Origin of the sequence: Marinobacter sp. 1-3A, assembly GCF_016597775.1 — a bacterium.
Lineage (GTDB): Bacteria > Pseudomonadota > Gammaproteobacteria > Pseudomonadales > Oleiphilaceae > Marinobacter > Marinobacter xiaoshiensis.
Window position 1 is genome coordinate 433,057 of sequence record NZ_VCGZ01000001.1, and the last position, 14,015, is coordinate 447,071.

General features: G+C 53.7%; 11 protein-coding genes. 7 read left to right on the top strand and 4 right to left on the bottom strand.

The genetic code is table 11. The features are described from left to right. Positions 1-390 precede the first annotated feature (390 nt). Positions 391-3,561: a ribonuclease E gene (gene rne, locus FE848_RS01990; protein ID WP_200201046.1), complete on the top strand. Its 3,171-nt coding sequence runs from the start codon at positions 391-393 to the stop codon at positions 3,559-3,561. Between the two features lie 3 nt (positions 3,562-3,564). Then, complete coding sequence (locus FE848_RS01995) at positions 3,565-4,107, top strand: YecA family protein (RefSeq protein ID WP_200201047.1); 543 nt, start codon at positions 3,565-3,567, stop codon at positions 4,105-4,107. Here FE848_RS01995 and FE848_RS02000 read toward each other — a convergent pair. Next, positions 4,104-4,982: a PHP domain-containing protein gene (locus tag FE848_RS02000; RefSeq protein WP_320159493.1), complete on the bottom strand. Its 879-nt coding sequence runs from the start codon at positions 4,980-4,982 to the stop codon at positions 4,104-4,106. The genes FE848_RS01995 and FE848_RS02000 overlap by 4 nt on opposite strands. A gap of 139 nt (positions 4,983-5,121) precedes the next feature. Here FE848_RS02000 and FE848_RS02005 point away from each other — a divergent pair, with 139 nt between their 5' ends. The 3 genes from FE848_RS02005 to FE848_RS02015 all read left to right on the top strand — a co-directional run bounded on the left by FE848_RS02005 (position 5,122) and on the right by FE848_RS02015 (position 6,516). After that, the gene (locus FE848_RS02005) at positions 5,122-5,421 is read left to right on the top strand and encodes a YciI family protein (RefSeq protein ID WP_200201049.1); all 300 of its coding nucleotides are present in this window, start codon (positions 5,122-5,124) and stop codon (positions 5,419-5,421) included. A gap of 127 nt (positions 5,422-5,548) precedes the next feature. Beyond that, positions 5,549-6,220, top strand: a complete 672-nt coding sequence (locus FE848_RS02010; protein ID WP_310965872.1) for a TIGR04211 family SH3 domain-containing protein — start codon at positions 5,549-5,551, stop codon at positions 6,218-6,220. 5 nt (positions 6,221-6,225) lie between these two features. After that, on the top strand, positions 6,226-6,516 hold the full coding sequence (locus FE848_RS02015; protein ID WP_200201050.1) for a PilZ domain-containing protein: 291 nt from the start codon (positions 6,226-6,228) through the stop codon (positions 6,514-6,516). A gap of 16 nt (positions 6,517-6,532) precedes the next feature. On the opposite strand, the gene rraA is transcribed toward FE848_RS02015, so the two are convergent. Together rraA and ppsA are read right to left on the bottom strand one after the other, a co-directional pair. After that, complete coding sequence (gene rraA, locus FE848_RS02020) at positions 6,533-7,012, bottom strand: ribonuclease E activity regulator RraA (RefSeq protein ID WP_200201051.1); 480 nt, start codon at positions 7,010-7,012, stop codon at positions 6,533-6,535. Between the two features lie 41 nt (positions 7,013-7,053). Next, a complete protein-coding gene (gene ppsA, locus FE848_RS02025) occupies positions 7,054-9,426 on the bottom strand; it encodes a phosphoenolpyruvate synthase (RefSeq protein WP_200201052.1) in 2,373 nt (790 codons plus the stop codon). Positions 9,427-9,650: 224 nt separating this feature from the next. Here ppsA and FE848_RS02030 point away from each other — a divergent pair, with 224 nt between their 5' ends. Then, on the top strand, positions 9,651-10,466 hold the full coding sequence (locus FE848_RS02030) for a pyruvate, water dikinase regulatory protein (RefSeq protein WP_200201053.1): 816 nt from the start codon (positions 9,651-9,653) through the stop codon (positions 10,464-10,466). Positions 10,467-10,522: 56 nt separating this feature from the next. On the opposite strand, the gene FE848_RS02035 is transcribed toward FE848_RS02030, so the two are convergent. Continuing rightward, a complete protein-coding gene (locus FE848_RS02035) occupies positions 10,523-13,447 on the bottom strand; it encodes an insulinase family protein (protein ID WP_200201054.1) in 2,925 nt (974 codons plus the stop codon). Positions 13,448-13,549: 102 nt separating this feature from the next. Between FE848_RS02035 and FE848_RS02040 the strand changes: the two genes are divergently transcribed. After that, positions 13,550-14,011, top strand: a complete 462-nt coding sequence (locus tag FE848_RS02040) for a hypothetical protein (protein ID WP_200201055.1) — start codon at positions 13,550-13,552, stop codon at positions 14,009-14,011. The last annotated feature ends 4 nt before the right edge of the window (positions 14,012-14,015 follow it).

The following is a 14,015-nucleotide window of genomic DNA, read 5'->3' on the forward strand; positions in this document are numbered from 1 at the left end:
AGACCCGTAAAAAGAAACGGTGAGCTGACACCGGAAAAACTGAAACCGCGCGGAAAACCGCCGGGCGATATCGCGAAGAATCACTGCCACGCAAGGCCGGGCCGTCCAGCTTACGAATACGACGTGAGACCCAGGCACTTGTGTGAACTTGAAAACGGATTATATGCGTCAACAGATACGAACCCTATATGACACCTCTCTGCCATCAGGCAGGCGGATTGTCGGCGGTGGTCTCAGATCAACAGGGTCATACCCCGGAAGGGAATGATCCGTCTGTCCGCCGCTCACCCCCCTGATGTAACAGGGCCAGCGGCACGCATATCCCTGCTTCGCAGATGCGACGCCCTACGGTTTTCTGTCAAATTTTACTGACAGGAATAACCACTTTCCATGAAAAGAATGCTCATCAATGCAACTCACCCAGAAGAGTTGCGCGTCGCCCTGGTTGACGGCCAGCGTCTGTTTGACCTCGATATCGAATCCAGCTCCCGCGAGCAGAAAAAAGCCAACATCTACAAAGGGCGCATTACCCGTGTAGAGCCTAGCCTCGAAGCTGCATTTGTGGACTTTGGCGCCGACCGCCACGGTTTTCTTCCTCTCAAGGAAATCTCCCGGGATTACTTCAAAAAGTCACCAGGCCAGATCGAAGGCAAGGTGAATATCAAGGAAGTGGTTGCCGAAGGTCAGGAAGTTATTGTTCAGGTTGATAAAGAAGAGCGCGGTAACAAAGGCGCTGCCCTAACAACATTTATCTCCCTTGCTGGTCGCTATCTTGTTCTGATGCCCAACAACCCACGCGCAGGCGGAATTTCCCGGCGCATTGAGGGTGAAGAGCGCGCACAGCTAAAAGACGCCATGAACAACGTTCAAGTGCCCAAATCCATGGGCATTATCGTGCGCACCGCAGGCATCGGGCGCACGTCTGAAGAGCTCCAGTGGGATCTCGACTACCTCGTGCAATTCTGGGAAGCCATCACTCAGGCGGCCGGTGAGCGCAAAGCGCCCTTCCTTATTCACCAGGAAAGCAACGTTATCATCCGCGCCGTTCGCGACTATCTCCGCCAGGATATCGGCGAGGTATTGATCGACTCGGAAGGCGTTTACGAGGATGTACTTAACTTTGTCCGCGCAGTAATGCCTACGTTCGAAAACAAGATCAAGCTGTACAAGGATGAAATTCCGCTGTTCAGCCGGTATCAGATTGAAGGCCAGATTGAGACCGCGTTCCAGCGCGAAGTAAAACTTCCCTCGGGCGGGTCTATTGTTATCGACCCGACAGAAGCTCTGGTTTCCATCGACATCAACTCATCCCGCGCCACCAAGGGCCAGGATATAGAAGAGACGGCTTATCAGACAAACCTGGAAGCAGCCGAAGAAATCGCACGCCAACTCCGTTTGCGGGATATGGGCGGCCTGATCGTTATCGACTTTATCGACATGACGCCGGCCAGACACCAGCGCGAAGTTGAGCAAAAAATGCGCGAAGCCTTGGAAATCGACCGGGCCCGTGTTCAGGTAGGCAAGATCTCACGCTTCGGCCTGCTGGAAATGTCGCGCCAACGGTTACGCCCTTCCCTGGGAGAAACCCGCAGTGAAGTCTGCCCACGCTGCGAAGGCCAAGGCACCATCCGCGGTATCGAATCTCTGGCGCTAAGCATCATGCGCCTGATCTACGAAGAGTCATCAAAAGACAAGACCGGAGAAGTCCGGGCCATAGTGCCGGTTTCTGTGGCCACCTTCCTGCTTAACGAAAAGCGCAAACAGCTTGCAGACATTGAAGCCAGCCAGGAAGTGAACATTGTTATCGTGCCGGTTCCTCACATGGAAACGCCGCACTTTGAAATTTTGCGCATGCGCGACGACGAAACCACTCCCGAGCACATTTCAAGCCACCAGGTAGCTCAGGAATACAGTGAGCGCGAAGAAGAAGTCTTTGAAGCACCTGCCGCAGACAAGCCTGTTCGCGAACAGGCTGCCGTAAGAGCTATCCGCCCAAGAGCACCCGCTCCGACGGCCGCAGCCCAGCAAGCTGCACCCCAGGCACCAGCCGAGCAGGACGACGGCCTGTTCCGCAGAATTGGCCGCAAGATTGCGTGCTTCTTTAGTGGTGAGGAAGAGCCTCAAAGCGAAGCCAGTGGCAACGCCAAGGCGAACGCTAGCCGCGAAGATCAGCGCAACCAGGCACGGCAAGATCGCCGTAAAACTCGTGTTGCCCGCGATAGTCAGAATACCGGCGGAACCAACCGCAAACCTAACGAGCGCCGTCAAAGCAGCAGTCAGCCAAACCGCGGTGACGATAACCGCTCGCGCGGCCGCAACCGAAATGACGACCAGAGCCGCCCCAACCAGAACCGTCAGGCTAATGACAGTGACAACAAAGGTTCTGAAAGCAAAAATGGTGAAAGCCGCGGCGGAGACAATCGTCGGGACAACCGCAAGGATGGCCAGAACCGTGGTCAAAACCGTAACCGCCCTCAGCGTGATGCTAAAAATAACGGCGATCAAAAAGACACGACTCAGCAGGAAGCCCCACAAAAGGCTGCTGCTGAAAAATCCGGTTCTGACGATACCCGTCGCAAGCCACGCCGCCCCCGTAATCGGGACGGTTCACCCTCCGAGACCCCGGCATCTACTCCGGCTGCCCGCAAGAGCACCCGCAATGAGCGGCATCAGAAGGACACTCAGCCAGAAGCAGCCAGTGACAACACTAGCGTGAAACCAGCCGCCGCAGCGGTATCTGAAAAGAGCACGGCCCAGGCTACTGCCAATGTGCCAGTAGCTCAGCAAAGCGAGCAAAAGCAGCCTGAGCAGAAGGCTATTACGCACAAGGCAAATCCAGCTCCTGCTGAGGCCAGCACCGAGACTCAGCAAAAACCTGAGCAGGCACAAAAGCCTCACGCGCCAGCTAAAGACTCAGCAGCTGAAAAGCCGGAGGCGCCTGTTGCCACGCCAAAATCTGATGCGCCTGTCGCAACAACCGAAGCAAGCAAAGCACCCCCTGCCCCAAAGGCCAAAGAGCCTGAGGTTCAGAGCGTTAGCGAGCGCGCTCCGGAGTCTGCAAACAAGCCCTCAACTGAGCTGGAGCAGAAACCTGCTGCAGCAGCCGAGCAGAAACCTTCAGCTGCTGCTGACAAAGAAGCTGCCGCACCCTTGGCAGAAGAGGACAAAGCACCGTCAGCTACAGCGGCTAAGGAATCCCCGGCCAAAGCTGCAGAGGAGCCTTCCGCTAAAACAGAAGAGTCTTCAGCCAGGCAGACCAAAGAAACACCCCCTGCAAAGGCAGAGACTATTGTTGCTGAAAACGAAGCTGCGCCGACCAGGAAGCCAAGATCAGCGCCCGCCAGAAGCAGAGCAAAAGCTCCTGCAGCGGAAAAGCCTGCAGAGAAAGCTCCGGCAGATAAGCCAGCGACAGAACAAAGCGCTCCAGCTCCGGAAGCCGCAGACAAGCCGGCTGAGGATACTGGCATTCCAGTAACCCCTGGGCGCGCATACAACGATCCTCGTGAAGTGCGCAAGCGTCAACGAGCGGCCGAAGCAGCCAAAAAACTCGAGGGTAACTAACCAATGCTGTCCAATTCCGACATCGAAGCGCTGGAAGACATACTGTTCGCGGAACCCTGGGGTGATGATGCCCTGGACTTTTTCGGCTTTCACGGCGTGGTCTGCGCCAGCGTCGTCGGGCCTGCCAAACTGAGTGTGGAAACCGTTTTCCGGCTCGTAACTGGCACCGATGACACACCCGGCGGCGGAATTCCGGAGACCTTCCGCCAGTGCGTTACGCAACTGGCGGGAGACATGATCAAAGCCCTCGATATGGGCCAGGCTATTGAGCTTCCGGAACCGGAGGATGGTGACCCGATGAACGCACTGGAAAACTGGTGTGCGGGCTTTGTGGACACCTTCCTGGAGCATGAAGATGAGTGGCTGGATGCCGCGAGCGAAGAGGAAACAGCCGATCTGATGGTGCCCATGCTTACACTGTCAGGACTGTTTGATGATGAAGATTTCCAGAACGTTCGTAGCAGCGAAAAATTGTCAGGCCAGATGGCAGATGCTATCCCCGACTCGCTGACTGATCTTTACCTGCTGTTCCACGCACCGGATTAAACCGGTGCGCTAGCACCAGGAATCTGCTTGAAATGATGCCAGACCGGCTCCAGCCCGTCTGGCATTTTCATAATCCGCCCTAGCTCACACCAGGGCGCGCCAGGAAAATGGAAATCGCTGCCCTGAGACGCCAGAAGCTTCTCCCGCATACACAACTCTGCCAAAAACCCGAGATCACCGCTGGACTGCCCCGACGTACTCACTTCAATGGACCGCCCCCCGGCCCGGCGAAAATCCGCCGTCAACTCACGCAATTTTGTTGCAGTAAGTTGATATTTTCTCGGGTGAGCAAGCACCGCAATCCCACCTGCTGCATTAATCCATTGCACAACTTCCTGCAATTCTGGCCAGTAGGCCTTCACATCACCAACTTTACCCGCGCCCAGGTAGCGCTTGAACGCCTGCGCTGCATTCTTCACCACGCCTGACTCCACCATGACCCGTGCAAAATGTGGTCGGCCAGGCACATCTCCGCCAGCCTCAGTAGTGGCACGATCAAGCAAATCCGGAATGGCAAGCTTGCTCAGACGCTCGGCAATCATCGCCGCTCTGGCCCAACGGTTACGGTTTTGCTGCTCCAACGCAGAAATGAATTCGCTATTGTTGACGTCAAAGTCCAAACCAACGATGTGTATCGTTCGACTCCGCCACAAACAGGAAAGTTCAATACCGGAAATCAGCACCACTCCAGCGGCTTCCGCTGCAGCCTGTGCCTCTGCAAGACCGCTAATCGTATCGTGATCCGTAAGAGCGAGATGGGTAACATGTTTCTCAGCAGCGCGAGCTAATAGCTCACCTGGTGAAAGAGCCCCGTCTGACGCGGTACTGTGGCAATGCAGATCAATGCACAAAACAGGGTCTTGCGGTATAGTCACAAAAATTCCCAAATGAAATAAATAACGGAGTGAATGGCAACAGAGGCTCATATCTGACTATGCTAACCGGAGCCTACAGTGTACCAGCCCCACAACTCCATGCATCACTTTACACGGCCCCCAAGGAACCGGAGACCCCATGTACTACGCCATTATCAGTGAAGACGTCGATAACAGCCTTACTCTGCGCAAGAGTGCACGACCTGCTCATATCGAGCGCCTGCAACAACTGAAAAAAGAAGGGCGACTTCTCATTGCAGGGCCGCACCCTGCCATAGACACACCAGATCCGGGTGATGCCGGTTTCTCAGGCAGTCTCGTTGTAGCGGAATTTGACTCCCTTGCCGCGGCTGAGGCGTGGGCGGCTAGCGACCCCTATATGGATGCAGGTGTTTACAACAAAGTAACAGTTAAACCGTTTAAAGTAGTTCTGCCTTAATGCTATTGATCGAGAGCTCCATGAGCTTATTGTAATGACAGCTCGCTTGAACCACCGCATATCTGTGACAAAATTGCGGCTTTGAAATTAACGAGTTTTTAAACCGAACATTGTGGGAACCTTGCCAGTGACGCTTTTTCGCCTTGCCATCAGTGCGTTTTTTGTATTGTCATCCATCGCTATGGCTCAGGCGAAAACCGTCTGGGTTGACGATCAACTCTACCTACCTGTTCGCTCCGGTGCCGGCACCCAATACCGCATCATTGAAAACGCCGTACCCAGCGGCACAGCTTTGGAAGTTATCGAAGTTTCGGATACCGGCTATACTCGAGTACGTACGCCAAAAGGTAATGATGGCTGGGTCTCCACCCAATATCTCAGTGAAACGCCCATCGCAGCGGACAGATTGAAAACCGTCAGCCGTCAGCTTGAGCAGGCACAAAGCGAGTTAGCCTCGCTGAAAGGGCAATTGAAGGACGTGTCCAATGAACGGGACACATTGAGTACGGCAGAATCAACCCTGTCTACCCAGACAGAGGAGCTGCAACAGGAACTCAGACGCATCAAAAGCATAGCGTCAGATTCGATCAACCTGGTACGTCGAAATCGTGAACTACTGGAGGAGAATCAGAAGCTGCGCAATGATCTGGAAGTATTGACCGCCGAAAACGAGCGACTGGAAGCTGGCAAAGAATCTGATTTCATGCTGGTTGGTGCTGGCCTTGTGTTGGGCGGCGTTCTTCTGGCTCTGCTCATACCAATGCTCAAACCCACAAGAAAAACAGACAACTGGGCGTGAATTATATGAAGGACTATTCGGAGAAGCGCGATTTTCATCGCATGCAGGTTGAGTCAGAAATAGAAATCACTGACAGCAAAGGAAATACCTTCGCAGGCACTTGCAGAGATCTCAGTGCCACGGGGATGCAGCTACTAGTAAAAAACCCGGTTGCAGTAGGGGAAGAGTTGAGCACTGTACTTCATCCGAATAGTGACCAGTTTCCTCCACTCGAAACCATTTGCGAAGTGACACGGTGCGAGCCTGAGGGTGACGGCTTTCTGTTGGGAGCCAACATCAGCGAAGTCACCCGCTAGGCGCACTCCCCTGGCTCTATACCAGGGGTTTCTCTGACACGATGATACCGTTGTTGTCAGCATACACGTAGTGGCCTGGGCGGAAGGTCACTCCGTGGAATGTTACCGGTACATCCAGGTCGCCGAGACCGCGCTTTTCACTTTTCCGGGGATAGGTAGCCAGCGCTTGCACCCCCAGATCCGTCTTTCCAATCTCATCTACATCCCGCACACAGCCGTATATGATCAAGCCTGCCCAGCCATTACTGGCGGCTTTCTCTGCCAGCATATCGCCCAGCAACGCATGGCGCATTGAGCCGCCACCGTCTACTACCATCACACGACCCTTGCCTGGCAGGCCAACCTGCTCTTTAACCACAGAGTTATCTTCAAAGCACTTTACGGTGACGATTTCACCACCGAAGGCCTTTACTCCGCCATAGTTATTAAAGCCAGGTGCTGCCACCTCAACTTCCGGAAATTCATCACACAAGTCCGGGGTAATAATCGTTGCCACCTTGTCGCTCTCCTTAATTGCCAAAGTAAATGCAGAAAAAGTCAGTCGATTTTTTCGTCTGCCAGGAAGAACCAGGTATCCAGAACCGAATCCGGGTTCAGAGATACGGTATCAATGCCCTGATCCATCAGCCATTTTGCGAGATCAGGATGGTCAGATGGTCCCTGGCCACAGATGCCAATGTACTTATTTGCCTTTTTACACGCCTGAATAGCGTTGGACAAAAGTATCTTGACGGCCTCGTCCCGCTCGTCGAACAGGTGCGCAATAATACCCGAGTCACGATCCAGACCAAGAGTAAGCTGGGTCAGGTCATTGGAGCCGATAGAGAAACCATCAAAGTGCTCAAGGAACTTGTCTGCCAGCAACGCGTTGCCCGGCAGTTCGCACATCATGATCACCCGTAGGCCGTTCTCGCCACGCTTAAGACCATTTTCCGCCAACAACTTGACCGCTTGCTCAGCCTCACCCACGGTACGCACGAAGGGCACCATGATCTCTACGTTAGTCAGGCCCATTTCATTGCGCACCCTCTTCAGTGCACGGCACTCCAGCTCGAAACAGTCACGGAAGGTTTCAGAGATATAGCGGGAAGCTCCACGGAAACCCAGCATCGGGTTTTCTTCATCTGGCTCGTACAGGGTGCCGCCGATCAGGTTGGCATACTCGTTGGATTTGAAGTCAGACAGGCGCACTATGACCTTCTTCGGCGAAAATGCGGCGGCCAAGGTGGAAATCCCTTCAACAAGCTTGTCCACGTAGAAATCGACCGGGGAGCTGTAGCCAGAGATACGCTTTTCTACCGTCTGCTTGATATCCCTTGGCAAACCCTCAAAGTTCAGCAGCGCCTTGGGGTGCACACCAATCATACGGTTAATAATGAACTCAAGGCGCGCCAGGCCAACGCCTTCGTTAGGCAACGACTGGAAATCAAAGGCACGATCCGGGTTACCCACGTTCATCATGATCTTGAACGGGATATTCGGCATGGAATCTACGGTATTTTCACGCAGCTCAAAATCCAGAGCGCCTTCGTAGATCAGACCGGTATCACCTTCTGCACAAGACACGGTGACTTCCTGGCCGTCATTCAGAATCTCGGTGGCATCGCCACAACCAACAACCGCTGGAATGCCCAGTTCACGGGCAATGATCGCAGCATGGCAAGTACGGCCACCACGATCAGTGATAATTGCAGATGCCCGCTTCATCACTGGTTCCCAGTCGGGATCTGTCATATCCGTTACCAGAACATCGCCGTCCTGAACTCGATCCATTTCCTTGATGCTGGTAATAATCTTGACCGGGCCTGCACCAATCTTGTGGCCGATACTCCGGCCTTCCACCAACACTGTGCCGGTTTCATTGAGCAGGTAACGCTCCATAACATTGGCAGACGCCCTGCTTTTAACGGTTTCCGGACGAGCTTGCACAATGTAGATCTTGCCGTCATCGCCATCTTTAGCCCATTCAATATCCATGGGCCGCTGATAGTGCTCCTCGATGATCATGGCCTGCCTGGCCAACTCTTCAACTTCCGAGTCTGTGATACAGAAACGGCCGCGCTCTTCCGGGTCAACTTTAACGGTTTCCACCAACTGGCCACTGGCTGGATCTGAGTGATAAACCATTTTTATGGCCTTGCTACCCAGATTCCGGCGCAACACAGCGGGCTTGCCAGACGCCAGAGTGGGTTTATGCACATAGAACTCATCAGGGTTAACCGCGCCCTGAACAACAGTCTCACCCAGACCATAAGAACCGGTGATAAACACTACACCACGGAAGCCTGACTCCGTATCCAATGTAAACATAACACCACTGGACGCAGTTTCACTGCGGACCATTTTCTGGATGCCGGCAGACAAGGCAACAAGCTTGTGATCAAAACCGTGATGAACGCGGTAGGAAATCGCACGATCGTTAAACAGAGAAGCAAACACTTCTTTCACAGACGTGCGAACCTGTTCCAGGCCAACCACGTTCAGGAAGGTTTCCTGTTGCCCGGCAAAAGAAGCATCCGGCAGATCTTCTGCGGTTGCAGAGGAGCGCACAGCCACGGCCATCTTATCGTTGCCGTTAAGTATTTGGCTGTAGGCTTCTTTCAGCGCAACGTCCAGGGCCTCAGGGAAAGGTGTATCAATAATCCACTGGCGTATCTTCGCGCCCACACGGGCAAGTTCGTTCACGTCATTGATATCAAGATCATCAAGGAGGCTATCGATCTTGTCCTTCAGGCCATCTTTAGCCAGAAACTCACGGTATGCATGTGCAGTGGTGGCAAAACCGCCGGGAACGGTTACACCAGCATTGGCGAGATTACTGATCATTTCACCGAGGGAAGCGTTTTTCCCGCCAACCCGGTCAACATCGGACATTCCCAGGTGATCAAACCAGATTATGTAATCTTCCAAAGCGTGTCTCCCTTGAATCTGTGTAACTAAAGAATAAACCGGGCCAGCGGTAGCAAGCGTAAAAAGCGGACAACAACCACTGCGGAGTCTCGAACTTGCCGTGTATGATACTGTAACCTTCGGAATTTACCTAGGGAGCCCCCGAGAAAGTGCATGCTGCTTTCCGGTGCCACCCTGCCAGATTCGCCCAGACAACCCTGCGCCAACGGAGCCGGAAAAACATCATGAAACGTACAGCCTTCTTTATTTCTGACGGTACCGGCATCACCGCTGAGGCCCTTGGACACAGTCTTTTGGCCCAATTCGGTAAAATTGATTTCGAGCGCGTCACCGTACCTTATATCGACGATGTTGAAAAAGCGCGGGACATGGTCAAACGCATTAACAGTGCAACTGAAACCGACGGTGCCCGCCCACTGGTCTTTGACACAATTCTTGATAGTTCTATCCGGGAAATCATTTCAGATGCCCAGGGCTTCATGGTGGATATTTTCGGGACCTTTCTGGGGCCGCTGGAAAATGAGCTGCAGTCGTCTTCGTCTTATTCTGTGGGCAAATCCCATTCGATTAATAACGAAGGTGTTTATGAGCGCCGTATCGCTGCGGTGAACTTTGCCCTGGACAACGATGACGGTGCGCGCACACGACACTACGATGAAGCAGATCTGATTCTGGTTGGTGCCTCCCGTAGTGGCAAAACCCCAACCTGCCTCTACCTGGCGCTCCAATATGGCGTGAAAGCCGCCAACTATCCGATCACCGAAGACGATCTTTCAGATCAGCAGATGCCCACTGCTCTGCGGCCTCACAAGGAAAAAATATTCGGGCTGACCATTGAGCCGGAAAGACTGGCCACCATCCGGAATGAACGGCGACCAAACTCTCGCTACGCGTCCATCCAGCAATGCATGCACGAAATCGAAGAAATAGAGCTTATGTACCGGAGGGAGCGCATTCCGTACCTGAACACGACAGCCTATTCCGTGGAGGAAATTTCGACTCGCATCATGGTTACTACGGGGCTCAAGAGAAATCGCTGAAATCTGGCCTACCGATTTTTAGCAGGCAGGCCGTTACCGACCTGCCTGCCTGCAACTTACAGCTCCTGAATTTCCAGCCCCAAGCCTTCAGCTAAAGCCCGGTTTTCAGAACCCGTCACTACTGCTGTACTGGCCTTTGCAGGCTGCAGCCAGGTTGTCGCAACCCGTTTGAGATCTTCAAGCGTCACTGACAGCACCCGCTCGCGGAAGCGTGCGCGCTGCTCAGCACTGCGACCAAACAGCTTGTTGTGGAACGCATGTCGCGCAGCACCCGCTGGAGAGCGCGGGCGATCTAGCTGGCCGATCACTCCGAGAATGGATTCTTCCAACTCCTGATACTCATGCTCAGTCTCCTGAAGCCATACCAGTGCCTTGTCGAAGTCTTCAAGGGTTTCTGACAGGCGCGGATCCCGGTATGAGAAAAAGCGGAAGGTGCCATTCACGCTGTCCTGGGAGGCGCCGCCGCCGTAGGCACCACCCTTCTCCCGAATAGCCCTGTGCAGGTAACCATTGCGCAGGAAACCACCCAGCACAGTAAGTGCCGCTGCATCGGGGTGATCGATCGGCACGGTGCTGTATGCACGGGCGCAGAAGTTTACCTGAGTAGAGGTCAGCCAGGCTTCGCGTGTTACGAAATTCACAGGCTCCATTGTCCAGCTGGATGACTCTACACCCTCATCGCCCTGCCAGCAGGATTTCAGATCGTCGATCAGCGCAGGAAGCTGCTCTTCCTCACCAATGACAAGGAACTCGCGAGCCTGCTGGCGAATCCTGTCATGCAGGCTAGCCAGCTTCTGGCAAAAAGCAGCAAGTTCCGCGGGATCTTTCAGGGACTGATCCAGCTCCTTGGTACCGCGAATACCAGCCAACCCCCCAAGACGGAAACTCAACCAGGCTCCAGGCCCCATACCCTGGGACGCTGCACCCATGGCCAAAGCGTGGCCACTGCCGGTTACCGACTGCTCTCGACGCGCACGAATCTGGGCAATAATCTCCCGAATACGGTCTTTTTCATCAAAGCGAGCGCTGGTGTACACATCACGGAGCAGCTTCGTCAGAGCCATTCGGTTGCGGGCCAGCGCTTTGCCGCTGAAGATCATATAGCCAGAGAGGTTTTGAACATCATCAATGCGCCCCTTGGTACTGAAAGAGGCACCAATTCCACCGGATTCTGCCGAAATTCGGTCCTGCATCTGAAGATAATCCAGCTCACCGCAGCCAACTTCTGAAATCAAGGCACCATAATACGGCAGGAGCAACAGTTCATCTTCCGTCAAATCAGGCAGTGGCAACACAACCTGCTGATAAATCAGCCCGTTGGTTCCCCGCGCATAAACCGTTGCTGAAATATCCCCGTCAAACCGTGCTTCCGGCTCGGGCATTTGCAGCGGTACATCCGTGAGATCCACCTTTGGCAGTATGGAGTCATCATCCTTACGCATCTGCCGCTCTTCCAGCGCTTTGGCACGCTCAACAATCTGCATAACCTCTTCGCTGGTGAGTTCTGCCTTGCGTTTCGCCTGGGCCTCACGAATGGCCTGCTGACGGCGCCCATCCAACTTGTCATCTGGCCGCAAAGTGAGCGTTACCCGGTGCGGGTTGTTGATCAACTTGCGACGAATCAGGTCCGGGATGTATTGCGGGTCGCGAATTTTCTCACGCAAAACGGCCAGAACAGGCTCCAGATCAAGCAGCTCAACCGGGTCGCCACCATGAACCATGGGGGCTATAGCACTCATGATCAATTGAAGGCCATAAGGGAAGCTGTCTCCTGCAATTTCGCGCTGATGCAATTCCAGTTGATGAAGAATCGCTTCCAGGCGCTCCTCGCTAACGCCTTCCTCAACCACTTTCTCAAGCGTTGTCTCGATCAAGGCTTCCAGATCTTTGAGCTTCTCCGGCTCACTTCCTTCAATGCCGCAAATAAACGTCATTTCTCTGTTGGAATCCTCCAACCCGCACATGGGTGAAGGTGCATGACCGATATCCGTGGTTTCCAACGCACGCATCAGAGGAGAGGCGCTATTTTCGAGCAGCACGGCGGACAACAAATGGCCTTCCAGGTTTTCCTGCAGATCAAAGCTGTGACCAAGCAGCCACCCCATAACGATATGAGTTTTACCGGTGGTGTCTTCACCCTCGGTAACGCCGTAGCCCTGCTCTACACGGACCGGCGCATACATTCGCTTTTCATCGCGCACTGGCAGTTTGATATCCAGCTTGTCGAACCGCTTGAGAGCCAGCTCTTCGAAGCGTTCGTGGTGTTCATGGGCCGGAATGTTGCCGTAAGTGGCAAAAATGGCGTTACTTGGGTGGTAGTGATGCTTATAGAAGCGGATGAGGTCGTCATAGCTCAGATCAACAATGTGATCCGGCTCGCCGCCACTGTTGTAATGATAGGTCGTTGTCGGGAAAAGGTGACTGCTCAGATTCTGCCAGAGCTGTGAGGTTGCCGAACTCATGGCACCTTTCATTTCGTTGTAGACAACGCCTTTGTATACCAACTCGGTGCTGGGATCATCGGGCTTTTCAAACTCCAGCCGATGCCCTTCCTGAGCAAAATCCAAGGGATCCAGTTTAGAGAAAAATACTGAATCCAGATAAACCGACAATAGGTTGTCAAAATCCTTTCGGTTCATGCTGGCAAAAGGGTAAGCCGTCCAGTCGCTGCTGGTGAACGCATTCATGAAGGTATTCAGGGAGCGGCGAATCATCATGAAAAACGGATCGCGAACCGGGTAGCGCTCACTGCCGCACAGTGCCGTATGTTCAAGAATATGGGCAACGCCGGTAGAATCCATGGGGAAGGTTCTTAACGCCACAAAAAACACGTTTTCATCATTATCCGCCGCCAGGTGGAGATGACGGGCACCGGTTTTTATATGACGATACTCTTCAACATCAAGATTAAGCGTGTCAATCCGGTGACTGCGAAGCTTCTCAAAAGCCGGGTGGATTGCGTTATCGATCACTGCAGCCATTCAAACTATTCCTGTCGTTAAACAATTGGAGAATGACAGGGTAACACGTAGTATCAGTTATCCTGTATCCGTCACCCTAGCTATAAGGTAGCTCCCTGGATCATGAGCACACTTTCAGGCCCCACAAAAACCGCCCAGGCTCCCGAAGTCGCAGCCTATTGGGCAGAACGCCGCCGGTACCTGGAGCGCATTCGCAAGTCCCCCGAGGTGCGCCAGCGCTTCTGGCGCGAGGTGGCTATCTACCTGGCGCGCCGCCTGCTTTGGTCGTTCGGTTTCTTCCCCATATTTATGGCCTTCTGGATACCGTTGGTGCTGTCCAGCTTCAATCCTGTAGTGATGGCGTCAGACTTGATCCCGCTGCTCCAGGATTTTGTGAGCAGCAACCCGGAGGTTCAGGCTACAACACTCAGCACCCTGACCATCGCCTGGGCATCGGTAGGCTTTTTCTTCCTTATGTTTGATTTTGTTCTGACACCGTTCAAATCACCCTACGAATATGAAGCCGATGTCTACATGAGAGCCTGGGAACAGCTCAACCATGACCAGCTTCCGTCCAAAGTGTGATTTG

Coding starts and splice junctions, on each gene's coding strand:
- rne (WP_200201046.1), top strand. CDS start 391: ATGAAAAGAATGCTCATCAATGCAACTCACCCAGAAGAGTTGCGCGTC.
- FE848_RS01995 (WP_200201047.1), top strand. CDS start 3,565: ATGCTGTCCAATTCCGACATCGAAGCGCTGGAAGACATACTGTTCGCG.
- FE848_RS02005 (WP_200201049.1), top strand. CDS start 5,122: ATGTACTACGCCATTATCAGTGAAGACGTCGATAACAGCCTTACTCTG.
- FE848_RS02015 (WP_200201050.1), top strand. CDS start 6,226: ATGAAGGACTATTCGGAGAAGCGCGATTTTCATCGCATGCAGGTTGAG.
- FE848_RS02030 (WP_200201053.1), top strand. CDS start 9,651: ATGAAACGTACAGCCTTCTTTATTTCTGACGGTACCGGCATCACCGCT.
- FE848_RS02035 (WP_200201054.1), bottom strand. CDS start 13,447: ATGGCTGCAGTGATCGATAACGCAATCCACCCGGCTTTTGAGAAGCTT.
- FE848_RS02040 (WP_200201055.1), top strand. CDS start 13,550: ATGAGCACACTTTCAGGCCCCACAAAAACCGCCCAGGCTCCCGAAGTC.